Source organism: Halospina denitrificans, from assembly GCF_004364635.1.
GTDB classification, from domain to species: Bacteria; Pseudomonadota; Gammaproteobacteria; order Pseudomonadales; family Oleiphilaceae; genus Halospina; species Halospina denitrificans.
Window position 1 is genome coordinate 80,289 of the sequence record NZ_SOAX01000007.1, and the last position, 10,609, is coordinate 90,897.

Consider the following 10,609-nt stretch of genomic DNA (forward strand, 5'->3'; position numbering starts at 1 on the left):
CAACATTTGAAAATTCAAATCATTACTGCCGGATAACCCCAGAGCTTTTAATGCTAATTATGCCAGTGTGACTCACTGGCACAGCGATGAACATTACAGCCGACTAACTTGCCCCCATCCCCAAAACCTTTTCGATCTTAGGTGCGCTACCGAACCGATGCATTGCAGGGGTTCATGCATGCTCAAAGTGCGAAGTGGTGCGTATGGATCGTGCCACGAGTCGCGCCCAAAAGGAGATCCACAATGAAACAGCTATCCCGGGACAAAGTGAACGGACAGGTGCGCCTTTATACCACGCTGTTCCTGATGTTATTGCTGCTTGGCGCCTGCGCCTCCCCACCTCCAGTGCCACCCAATGACGCCCTGCTCGCAGCGCGCGAGGCCATCGTAACGGCTGAACAGTCGGGGGCGCGCCAATACGCCGGATCGGAGCTCGACGAAGCTCGCCAACAGTTGATGAAGGCTGAAGAGTCCGTCAGTGAAGAAAACATGGAGCTTGCGGAACGTCATGCCTATCAGGCACAGGTTTCAGCGGAGCTCGCGGCCGCCAAGAGCGAAGCGTCCAAGGCCGTCGCGATCAACCGTGAAATGAAGGAGGGTGCCGAAGCCCTGACCGAGGAAATGCGGCGTACAGGAGAACAGCAATGAGCCATTCAATCAACAACAGAGGCCTGCTCCTCGCAGTCGCTATCGCCGTGTCTCTCGCCCTGGGCGGCTGTGCCGCCACCCCTGAGAGCCCGGAAGGTGCTGCCGAGGTACGGAATAAACTGAACGCCCTGAAAAACGACCCGAATCTTGCCAATCGCACCCGGGTTGAACTGAGAGCCGCCGAACAGGCAGTGGAGCTCGCCGAACAACCGCTCCCGGCGGAGCAATCCGATCTGGGCGAACACCGGGTCTATATGGCCGAAAGGAAGGTGGAGATTGCCAAGGCTCGGGCCACCGCACTGCACGCGGAAGCCCAACGTGAGCGCCTCAGCCAGGAGCGTGATGAGGCGCGGTTGGCAGCACGCACCAGCGAAGTAGAGCGGGCCCGCGAGGAGACCAGAACCGCACGCCAGGAGGCGGAGGCTGCCCGAGAGTCGGAGACAGCGTCAGCTGCCGCTTCTGCTGCTGAAGCCCAGCGTATGGCCGAGGAAATGCAGCAGGAGATGGAAGACCTGAAAGCCGAAGTCACTGATCGGGGACTGGTTCTGACACTCGGTGACGTGCTTTTCGCTACCGGCAGTGCTGATCTTCAGAGCGGCGCAAACGCCAACCTGGATAAGCTTGTGACCTTTCTCAATGAACACCCGGAGCGCAAGGTCCTCGTGGAGGGGCATACTGACAATGTGGGCGGAGGAGAACTCAATCAGAGGCTTTCGCAGCAACGTGCTGAAGCAGTCCGCAATTACCTGAGCGAAAAAGGGATTGCCGCAGAACGGCTGTCTGCCGAGGGGATCGGCATGGATCGCCCGGTCGCTGATAACAGTACGTCCACCGGTCGGCAGCAGAACCGCCGGGTGGAGATTATCATCGGCAACACCCAATCCGCGCCCGCTGCCGGTAGTTCACGTTAGGAACACATGAACGGCCAACCCAGAGCCTCACAGCATTTGCAGGTGAGGCTCTGGCTCACTGCCCGACCCGCCGCGACTGCCAGTAATTGGCTTCCCAATAACGATTATCCAGGTCCGACATGGATACACCCTGACTGGATGATGCGTGCAGGAATTGGGACTCACCCGTATAGATTCCCACATGACGGGTTTTGTAACCGGTCTTGAAAAAGACGAGATCGCCCGGCCGCAATTGATCCCTGCCTACGGGTTCACCCACCCTTACCTGCTGCTTGGTGGTTCGCGGAAGCTCATGGCCGAGATGCGACCGGAAAACCCGGTGCACCAGCCCGGAGCAGTCGATACCGCTGCGGGTCGTCCCGCCCATCCGGTGCGGCGTGCCCTGCCATTCTGAATACTGCTCCAGCAGCACGTTCCGAACCGCCCCGCTGTTACTCAGGTTAACCGCGTCCTCGCGCGTGGTCACCGAGACGGGCTCCTGCAGGGACCCGCCGGTGCTCGCGCAGCCCACCAGGCCGATCAGCATGAAACAACAGAATAGATGTCTGGCTATCACCGGTCCAAGCTCCTCAGGGTAATGTCTCCCGGTTACCATTATCTTAGTAAGCTCAGGGCCCACGGCAAGTTACGATTCAATCGCGCCCGTGCGGGTTCACAACCCACTCAGGCTCCTCGAACTCGCCGATCGGGCGGATATCACAGAGGTGAGAGGCGCCGCGGATGATTTCCGCCACTTTCGGATCGGGCGTCTCTTCCATAGCATCCCGGTGGGCTTTGCTGTCCCATTCTGCAATGGCGATCAGCACGTTCGGGTCATCCACCTTACGATGCAACGCCGTCCCCCGCGCACCGGGCGCCTGCTGGATGATCTCGCTGGCACGGACCCAGGCCTCGGCGTATTCCTCGGCGGTGTGCCCGTCCCGGATATGCACCTCGAAAAGGTATTTCATGGTGAGCTCCTGGTTAGACCCTATCGTTCTCCCGAACCCAGTAGACCGTCCCTGCGCAAACCGCAGCGGGAACCAGCACCAGGTTCACCAATGGCACCATGGCCAGCACAGCCACGGGAACGCCGAAGCCGATCGCCGTGAGGCGCCGTTCTGCAATCTTCCGTCGCAACCCATGGAAGGACATTCGGTGATTGTCCGCGGGGAAGTCCACGTACTGCAACGTCATCATCCAGCTGTTGAACAGGAACCAGAGCGCGGCGGCTACCAGGTTGACCACGGGGATCAGGCCGAGCACCAGAAGCACCAGTGCCCGCGGCAGGTAGTACAGGATTTTCTGGGTTTCGCGCAGGAAGGCCCTCGGGATTTCCCAGAGAATCTGGCTCCAGCTTTCATCCAGAACCGGCCTCTGGCCCCTCACCTCTTTCTCCGCCAGCTCGGACAGATACCCGTAAAAGGGCGAGCCGATGAGGTTGGCAAGCATGACGAACCCGTAGGCCAGCAACAGCAGAATCACCACGCCGTAGAGCAGCCAGAAGACCCATTCCAGGGGCTGGAGCCAGGCCCAGTCCGGCAGCCAGCTCATGGCAGCATCAATCATCATGGAGAACCCTTCCCCCAACAGCCAGAAGAGCACCCCGAACAGTACGACATTGATCACCAGCGGCAGGACCACAAACAGGCGCAGCCCCGGTTGACGGATCAAACGAAAGCCTTCGCCGAGATACCCCACACCGTGGAAGAGATTACCTTTTAACATGCTGTTTCCGATTCCGATTCCGGTTCAGGCATCCTTTTCCGTGGCATCACGATCAGCCAGATTGTTGGCACTGATTACCCGGCGGATGAGCTTGATATAGCCTTCACCCTTGGCCGAATACTTCTCAAGCCCTGCCGCAAGATCAGCCCCCTCGGGTGAACGACCTTCCTTCCGCGCCTGTGCCCTGCGCTCCCTGAGCGGCTCGTACACCGGATGGCTGTTGAGGTGGTGCATGTAGTCGCGCACGGCGTCAGCCACATCCTCATAATCCGTCACTTCATGGGTGGCATTGGCGCGACGCTGGGCGGGCACAATGCCACAGCCCTCGGTAAAGCACCATTTGCCGAAAATATTATTGCCCTGGCGAGCGAAACGCGACGTGCCCCAGGCGGACTCCAGGGCGCCCTGGGCCAGGGCGAGGGATACGGGGACGATGTCGATGCGGCGCTTGAGGGCCGCCACCCGTTGCGCCGGTTCATCCGCATCCACACGGTAGCGGTCCGTCATCCGGCCAAGCCAGTCCTGGGCTTCCTGGTGCAGCGACTTCCCGTTCTCAAGCTGCTCCTCCAGCGCAAACAGGGCTTCGCGGCGTTTCTCCACTTCCCTGTTGATATCCCGCACAATGGGGGCGAGGTAATCGAAGAAAGCCTCCTTGCGCTTCGGGCCCGCGGATATTTCGTGAAAAGCCGGCATTGGGTCGGCTTCGACGCCCGAATCAAGCTTGGGCGGAATCGACACTTGGTCAGCTTCCTGCTTCGCTGTCTCCTGGCCTTCCTCCGGGCCAGTATCACAGGCGGAAACAACAACGATGAAACTGAGGATAAAGGCGCCCGAAAGACATTGGCACCATCTGTAATTCAACATGAACACTCCCGATACAACGATGGAACTTTCTACCCACTATAGTCGCTTTTAGGGCCCAGCCCCGTTTACGCCCGGTCGTCCTAACCGGTTTGGCACTGAATGTCCTCTCTCCCCGACATGCCCGTCCTCTGGCAAACTGTCACCTTTGCAGACAACAGGGGAGGCGACACTTGAGCAGGATACTGACAGCAGACACCCTCTGGCCCCGCGTTCGCGAACAATCCGGTAAGGCTGCCGCCAGCGGCGCGTTGGTACCACTGGAAACCTCTGTGCATACCCTGGAAGACCAGGGGATTCCCTTTATAGTACGCATGGCCCAGAACCTCGACAAAAAGAAAGAAGCATCACCCAAACCGGACGCCACCCCCAAAAAGGACCCCTTCCTGCCCCCTTATGAGTCCGAGCTGTATGTGGGAGATGTATCAGCGACGCACGTGGGTCTGCTCAATAAATTCTGTGTGCTTGAGAATCACCTGCTTATGGTGAGGCGTGACTATGCCGAGCAGACGGAACTGCTGGATGAATCGGACTTTCATGCGCTGCTCTGCGGGCTGGCGGCAGTCGATGGGCTGGCGTTCTACAACGGCGGCACCGATGCTGGCGCAAGCCAGCCCCACAAGCACCTGCAATTGGTTCCCCTGCCCCTGGCACCGGGTTGGACCGGTTTGCCCCTGGCCCCATGCTTCCCTCCAGACACGGGCGCCGTGAACAGGGTTACCAGCAGCCCGTCCCTGCCGTTCCCCCACGCCATTACGCCCATGCCCGAGTCGTGCCTGACCGCGCCGGAACAGGGCGCCGCGCAGCTTCTGGCCCGCTACCATGCCCTGTGGTCCGCATTGGGGTTCAGGCTCGAAGGCCGGTATCAACCCATTCCCTATAACCTGCTGGCGACACGGGAATGGATGTGGCTCGTGCCGCGTTCCCGGGAGACCTGGGAGGGGCTTGGTGCCAATGGACTGGCATTCGCGGGGGCGTTGATGGTTCGGGATGAGGCCGAATTCAAGACGCTTGAGACCTTTGGGCCGATGCGCCTGCTGACGGAAGTGGCGGGTTAGGATGAGTCAACTGGGACGCTGCCTGATTCTGTTGCTGCTTGCAGTCCCCCTGGCCGGTTGCGAAACCCTGAGCTACTACAGGCAGGCCGTGGGCGGCCATCTTTCGCTGATGATGAGCGGTGAGGACGTCGCAGAACTCCTTGAGGACCCGGATACGGACCCGGATCTCCGGCAGCAGCTTTCGATTGCGAACCAGGCCCGCCGTTTCGCGCGGGACAAACTCGATCTACCCGTGGGCGACAGCTACACCGAGTATGTGGAACTCGACCGCCCCTGGGTCCTGGTCAACCTGATTTCCGCCCCGGAGTTCTCACTGGAGGCCCGCCAGTGGTGCTACCTGTTTGTGGGATGCCAGACCTATCGGGGCTATTTCGACATCGGCATGGCACGCTCCAAGGCCCGGGAACTCAGAGCCGAGGGTTACGACACCTTTATCGGCGGCGTCACCGCCTACTCCACCCTGGGGTGGTTTGACGACCCGCTCCACAGCGGCTTCACCACGCTCGAGGAAAGTCGCATGGTGGCGCTGATATTCCATGAACTTGCCCATCGCGTGCTCTACGTGGATGGGGACACGGCCTTCAATGAAGGCTTTGCCACCGCGGTTGAACTGGAAGGATTACGCCTTTGGGCCCGGGAGACGGGGGATGACGATGCTTTCGAGCGCGCCCTTGCCCGCCTCAGGCACCAGAGACGGACCCTGGCCCTGGTGGAGGCCACGACCAGCCAGCTTGAGCGCCTCTACAACCGAATCAACGAACTCCCGAAGGAGACGCTGCGCGAACGCAAGGAAATGCTGTTCAAGCAGTTGGTCGCCGACTACAGGGCCCTGTCCAGCAACTGGGACCAACCGGGCCCTCTCGGCGAGGACCCCAGGGGATTGAACAACGCCAACCTGGCGCTGTTCCGCCAGTACAACCAGCACATTCCCGCTTTCCGCCAGATGCTGAAAACCAACGGCTATGACTTCAAGGCATTCTATGACGAGGTCAGGCAACTGGCTGAGCGGCCGAAAGAGGAACGCGACCCAATACTTTCGCAGCGGGCGGAGGCATTCACCGGCGAGCCGTGACCCGCTAGCGGTCGTTGATCGATTCCAGCATGGCACACCCTGCTGCCGTGATTGAAGCCTTGCTCAGGGCTTCAATGCTCCTTTTCGAGGAGCCGCGAGAAATCCTCCGATGTCTGTGGATAACCGAACCGGAATCCCTGGGCCACATCAAACAGCTGCGTCTGGACGAAACCCAGCTGGTGCGCGGTTTCAACGCCCTCGGCCACCAGGCGGCGTTTGAGGTCCTTGCCCATGGCAACCAGAGACCGCAGCACAACCGAGGTGGCCGGATCCGCCGTCACGCCTTCCATCAGACACTTATCAATCTTCAGGGTATCGATCGGAAACCGGTTCAGGTACCGCAGGCTCGACTCCCCGGACCCAAAATCGTCCATGGCCAGACGCACCCCGATGTCCCTGAGTTGCTGAAGGTGTGTCATCGACAGCTCCGGTTCATGCATCAGGACGCTTTCCGTGAACTCAAGCTCCAGGTCGGAGGGATCAATGCCGGTTTCATGAAGGACTTCGCGAACGAAGGGAACAAAGTGCGGATGATGAAACTCCATGGCGGACACGTTGATGGCAACAGGCAGTGAGTCATGCCCTTCACGCCGCCAGACAGCAACCTGGCGACAGGCCTCCTGGATAATCCAGCGACCGATGGCGATAATCAGACCCGTACGCTCGGCCACCGGCATGAACTGCGACGGATAGACCAGTCCCCTTTCCGAATCGAGCCAACGGACCAGGACCTCAACCCCACCGATCCGCCCGGTGACCATATCAATCTGGGGCTGGTAGTGCAGGACAAACTCGCCCATTTCAAACGCCCGCGCCAACCGGCGGTCAATGCAGTCCCGCGTCGTAGGCCAGCTGTCACGGTCTCTCTGGGCAAACCCGTAATTGGGGTGCTGGCTGATCTTGGCGTGATACATGGCGGCGTCGGCCCGCTCGAAAATGGCATCGGTACTGTCCCCATCCTCCGGGTAGACGCTGATACCCAGACTCAGATTGAGGCGCAGCGGATGTCCCTCGACGATTAACGGGGTGGCAAAACTGGCAAGGATTTTATCGGCAACCTGGATCGCATCCTCGGGCCGTTCGATTTCAGTCAGCAGTATGACGAACTCGTCGCCGCCATGGCGACAGACCGTATCCGTGGTGCGGACACAGTCCGACAGCACCTCGGCAACCGCCTGCAGCACGTGGTCGCCAACAGCGTGCCCCAGTGTGTCATTGATCCGCTTGAACCCATCCAGGTCAACAAACAGCAGCGCGGTCTGCTTCTGGTGGCGCTGGGCAAGACGAATGGCCTGTTTCAGGCGTTCGTCCAGAAGGGCGCGATTGCACAGTCCGGTCAGTGAATCGTGATGGGCCAGATAGGCCATTTTGCGAGTCATTTCCTGGGATTGGCTGATATCGCGAAACACGATAACAGCCCCGGAGACCTCACCATTCCGGTTATGAACCGGCGCGGCCGAATCCTCAATGCCGTTTTCCTCGCCGTCACGGCGTACCAGAATACAGTTGGCGTCCAGCCCCACGGTCCGGTCCTGCTCAATCGCGTAGAGTGCAGGGTTAGTGGCGAGCTCGCGCGTTTGCCCGGATATAATGTGAAACACCTCCCCGAGGGGTTCCCCAACCGCCTCTTCACAAGCCCAACCGGTCATGGTCTCCGCCATGGGGTTCAGGTAGGTAACGCAACCATCGGGGTCGGTGACAATCACGGCGTCGCCGATGGAGCTCAGCGTGACCCTTGCCCATTCCTTTTCCTCAAACAGCGCCTGCTCCGTCGCCCGCAGCCCGGCTTCAACGGACTTGCGCTGGATTACATAACGCAGCGTATGAGGCAGCCATTCAGCATCCCCGGAGAGGGGCAGGATCAGGGCTTCCTGGCTCGCATCGCGCACCTGGCGGATCGACTCCCCCAAGCTCTCGCTATCCGGCAGGTCAGGGCCGACCAGAATCACTTCCGTATCACTCTCGGCCAGACGGGCCAACGCTTCGTTAAGCCGGCGCACGCGTGTTATTTCAAAACAGCAATCCCTGTCCCGGCTCAGCGCCTCCCTGATGACCCGGGCATTGTCATCATCGGTTTCAATAAGCAGCAGATCTGTCGTGACGGTGCGGTTGCCGGGCTCAGCGCCACTAAGAGTAATTGACAATGCTATGGCTCCATTTTCCACTATTACTTCATATCCTGCTCTCAACGATGACCCCGATCATCACCACTGTATGTTCGTTTTCCCACATAAAGAAAAAAACTCTTCCCATGGCAGGTAGATATGTTTATATGGAGGAGTATTATCTGGTAAGAGAGTGAATGAATTTTCCGTGCTTTGAAGATTGCGGTAGGACGGAGCTCCAAGACCTGAGATCAGTCACTGCATAAATAAGGGAATGATTATGCTGCCGCGTACGTCGCAAACCGTGACACCCACCATTAATCGCCTGTTGTACCAACTGACCCCCGAGGCTCAGGACCGTATCTTTCCCCACCTCAGGCAGGTTTACATGCAACTGGGAGACGTGATCTATGAAGCGGGTGAGGAACTGGACTATGTGTATTTTCCCGTCGACAACATCATCTCCCTGCTCTATGTGATGTCTGACGGAGGCTCGGCGGAAATTGCCGTGGTTGGTTTTGAAGGGGTGGTGGGTATTGCCGTTTTCATGGGCGGCGAAAGCACCCCCAGCCGGGCCGTCACGCAAAGTGCCGGGTGGGCATACCGTCTACCCGCACGGGAACTCAAGGACGAATTCAACCAGCATCCGGGCATGCGCATGATCATGCTGCGCTATACCCAGGCACTGATCACGCAGATGTCACAGACTGCGGTGTGCAACCGTCACCACACCATCGAGCAGCAACTGTGCCGGTGGCTACTGCTGTCCCTGGACCGCCTGCCCACCAACCAGCTGTCCATGACCCAGGAGCTGATCGCCAACATGCTCGGCGTCAGGCGCGAAGGCGTCACCGAGGCCGCCGGCAAGCTCCAGAAAAAAGGGGTCATTGAGTACTCGCGCGGCCACATAGCCGTACTTGACCGGGAAATGCTCGAGAGACTCAGCTGTGAATGCTACGCGGAGGTCAAACGCGAGACCGACCGGCTTCAGTCCTATCCCGAGCCCCTATAGCCGTCGCATCGACGGGTACATGGAGCGCGTGCGTGCAACAATACGGGATGGAGCCGCCTCTGGTTCCGGCTCCGCCGGCCGGTAAGTTTCCTTGCGGCGGTACATCGCCGCATCCGCCTTCTCAAGCAGCGTTTCAAGCCCGATCCCGTCCTCCGGGTAAACGCTGATGCCAATGCTCAACCTCAGTGTCGGCGCAAAGCCCTCAAGCAGGCCCGGCGCCGACACTGCCTTACGCAGTTTCTCGGCCATGCGCTCGGGGTGGTTCAACTGCTCGATATCACTGAGCATCACAACAAACTCATCACCACCATAGCGGCAGACCGTGTCCGTCTTACGCACACAGCTCAAAAGCACCTGTGACAGATTGATCAGCAACTGGTCTCCGGCTTCGTGGCCCAGGGTGTCATTGACCTCCTTGAAGTTGTCCAGATCCACGAACAATAACGCCACCTGTCGGTGATGGCGCCTGGCCAGTGCCACGGCATGGAAGAACCGCTCAGTGAGCGCCGTGCGGTTGGGCAGGCCGGTCAATGCGTCATGGGTCGCAAGATAGGCCATCCGGTCGGTCACGGCCTGTGAGAATTTTTCATCATGGAAAACAATAACCGCGCCCGTAACCCGCCCATACCGGTTATGAATGGGTGCCGCCGAGTCCTCAATAGCCACTTCATCACCACCACGGCGCACAAGAACGGAATTGGAAGCAAGCGCCACGGTACAGTTATCGCGTATGGCGCGCTCCGCAGGGTTGTTCGCCGTCTTACGGGTGCTTGCGTCAAGAACCTGGAAAATCGACGTAAAGCGCTTGCCTTTCGCCTCGGAAAACGGCCATCCGGTCATGTTTTCGGCAACCTGGTTCATATAGGTCACACGCCCCGAGGCGTCGGTGCTGATGACCGCATCACCGATCGAATCCAGGGTCACCCTGGCGCGTTCGCGCTCTTCATACAGAAGATCTTCGGTCGTTGGCCGGGGCGGCTCAAGTATCCGGAAAGGCATGCCACCATCGTCTGACAGCGGAGCAAAGCGCCCATAGTCCTTCATGTTCAGAATCTCCCTACCAAAACTTGAACCAGCGTCTGTGGTGGCGGCATAGAGTCCAATGACAAGCCGTCCCTATAGCTTGATTCTAGGCACTTGGAGCATTGTCGTCCGTTCGCTACCACACACAGATGCTGGATACTGCGGTTTTCCGCTACCCTGTGGCACAGTAACGCTTTGCGAAAACGGACGGA

11 protein-coding genes are annotated in these 10,609 nt (G+C 59.3%); 5 read left to right on the forward strand and 6 right to left on the reverse strand.

The window, feature by feature from the left end:
• Positions 1-243: 243 nt before the first annotated feature.
• Both DES49_RS13450 and DES49_RS13455 read left to right on the forward strand, forming a co-directional pair.
• A complete protein-coding gene (locus DES49_RS13450) occupies positions 244-648 on the forward strand; it encodes a DUF4398 domain-containing protein (RefSeq protein ID WP_166646091.1) in 405 nt (134 codons plus the stop codon).
• Positions 645-1,559 (forward strand): OmpA family protein, encoded by a 915-nt coding sequence (locus DES49_RS13455; RefSeq protein WP_133736952.1) that lies wholly within the window; start codon positions 645-647, stop codon positions 1,557-1,559. Before DES49_RS13450 ends, DES49_RS13455 begins: the two co-directional genes overlap by 4 nt.
• Before the next feature lie 55 nt (positions 1,560-1,614).
• On the opposite strand, the gene DES49_RS13460 is transcribed toward DES49_RS13455, so the two are convergent.
• From DES49_RS13460 to DES49_RS13475, 4 genes are all read right to left on the reverse strand, one after another.
• Positions 1,615-2,115 carry an NlpC/P60 family protein gene (locus DES49_RS13460; protein WP_243865052.1) on the reverse strand — a complete coding sequence of 167 codons (501 nt, stop codon included), beginning with the start codon at positions 2,113-2,115 and terminating at the stop codon, positions 1,615-1,617.
• 76 nt (positions 2,116-2,191) lie between these two features.
• Complete coding sequence (locus tag DES49_RS13465; protein WP_133736954.1) at positions 2,192-2,509, reverse strand: antibiotic biosynthesis monooxygenase family protein; 318 nt, start codon at positions 2,507-2,509, stop codon at positions 2,192-2,194.
• A gap of 13 nt (positions 2,510-2,522) precedes the next feature.
• Positions 2,523-3,266 carry a sulfate transporter CysZ gene (gene cysZ / locus DES49_RS13470; protein WP_133736955.1) on the reverse strand — a complete coding sequence of 248 codons (744 nt, stop codon included), beginning with the start codon at positions 3,264-3,266 and terminating at the stop codon, positions 2,523-2,525.
• A 24-nt stretch (positions 3,267-3,290) separates the two neighbouring features.
• Positions 3,291-4,130 carry a glucosaminidase domain-containing protein gene (locus DES49_RS13475; RefSeq protein ID WP_133736956.1) on the reverse strand — a complete coding sequence of 280 codons (840 nt, stop codon included), beginning with the start codon at positions 4,128-4,130 and terminating at the stop codon, positions 3,291-3,293.
• A gap of 170 nt (positions 4,131-4,300) precedes the next feature.
• On the opposite strand from DES49_RS13475, the gene DES49_RS13480 reads away from it, so the two are divergent.
• Both DES49_RS13480 and DES49_RS13485 read left to right on the forward strand, forming a co-directional pair.
• The gene (locus DES49_RS13480; RefSeq protein WP_133736957.1) at positions 4,301-5,185 is read left to right on the forward strand and encodes an ATP adenylyltransferase family protein; all 885 of its coding nucleotides are present in this window, start codon (positions 4,301-4,303) and stop codon (positions 5,183-5,185) included.
• A gap of 1 nt (position 5,186) precedes the next feature.
• The gene (locus DES49_RS13485; protein ID WP_133736958.1) at positions 5,187-6,257 is read left to right on the forward strand and encodes an aminopeptidase; all 1,071 of its coding nucleotides are present in this window, start codon (positions 5,187-5,189) and stop codon (positions 6,255-6,257) included.
• Between the two features lie 71 nt (positions 6,258-6,328).
• Here DES49_RS13485 and DES49_RS13490 read toward each other — a convergent pair whose 3' ends face one another.
• Positions 6,329-8,401 (reverse strand): putative bifunctional diguanylate cyclase/phosphodiesterase, encoded by a 2,073-nt coding sequence (locus tag DES49_RS13490; RefSeq protein ID WP_243865053.1) that lies wholly within the window; start codon positions 8,399-8,401, stop codon positions 6,329-6,331.
• Between the two features lie 241 nt (positions 8,402-8,642).
• Between DES49_RS13490 and DES49_RS13495 the strand changes: the two genes are divergently transcribed.
• A complete protein-coding gene (locus DES49_RS13495) occupies positions 8,643-9,374 on the forward strand; it encodes a Crp/Fnr family transcriptional regulator (RefSeq protein ID WP_133736959.1) in 732 nt (243 codons plus the stop codon).
• On the opposite strand, the gene DES49_RS13500 is transcribed toward DES49_RS13495, so the two are convergent.
• Positions 9,369-10,418, reverse strand: a complete 1,050-nt coding sequence (locus DES49_RS13500; RefSeq protein ID WP_133736960.1) for a diguanylate cyclase domain-containing protein — start codon at positions 10,416-10,418, stop codon at positions 9,369-9,371. The genes DES49_RS13495 and DES49_RS13500 overlap by 6 nt on opposite strands.
• Between the last annotated feature and the right edge of the window lie 191 nt (positions 10,419-10,609).

Coding starts and splice junctions, on each gene's coding strand:
- DES49_RS13450 (WP_166646091.1), top strand. CDS start 244: ATGAAACAGCTATCCCGGGACAAAGTGAACGGACAGGTGCGCCTTTAT.
- DES49_RS13495 (WP_133736959.1), top strand. CDS start 8,643: ATGCTGCCGCGTACGTCGCAAACCGTGACACCCACCATTAATCGCCTG.
- DES49_RS13485 (WP_133736958.1), top strand. CDS start 5,187: ATGAGTCAACTGGGACGCTGCCTGATTCTGTTGCTGCTTGCAGTCCCC.
- DES49_RS13465 (WP_133736954.1), bottom strand. CDS start 2,509: ATGAAATACCTTTTCGAGGTGCATATCCGGGACGGGCACACCGCCGAG.
- DES49_RS13500 (WP_133736960.1), bottom strand. CDS start 10,418: ATGAAGGACTATGGGCGCTTTGCTCCGCTGTCAGACGATGGTGGCATG.
- DES49_RS13455 (WP_133736952.1), top strand. CDS start 645: ATGAGCCATTCAATCAACAACAGAGGCCTGCTCCTCGCAGTCGCTATC.
- cysZ (WP_133736955.1), bottom strand. CDS start 3,266: ATGTTAAAAGGTAATCTCTTCCACGGTGTGGGGTATCTCGGCGAAGGC.
- DES49_RS13475 (WP_133736956.1), bottom strand. CDS start 4,130: ATGTTGAATTACAGATGGTGCCAATGTCTTTCGGGCGCCTTTATCCTC.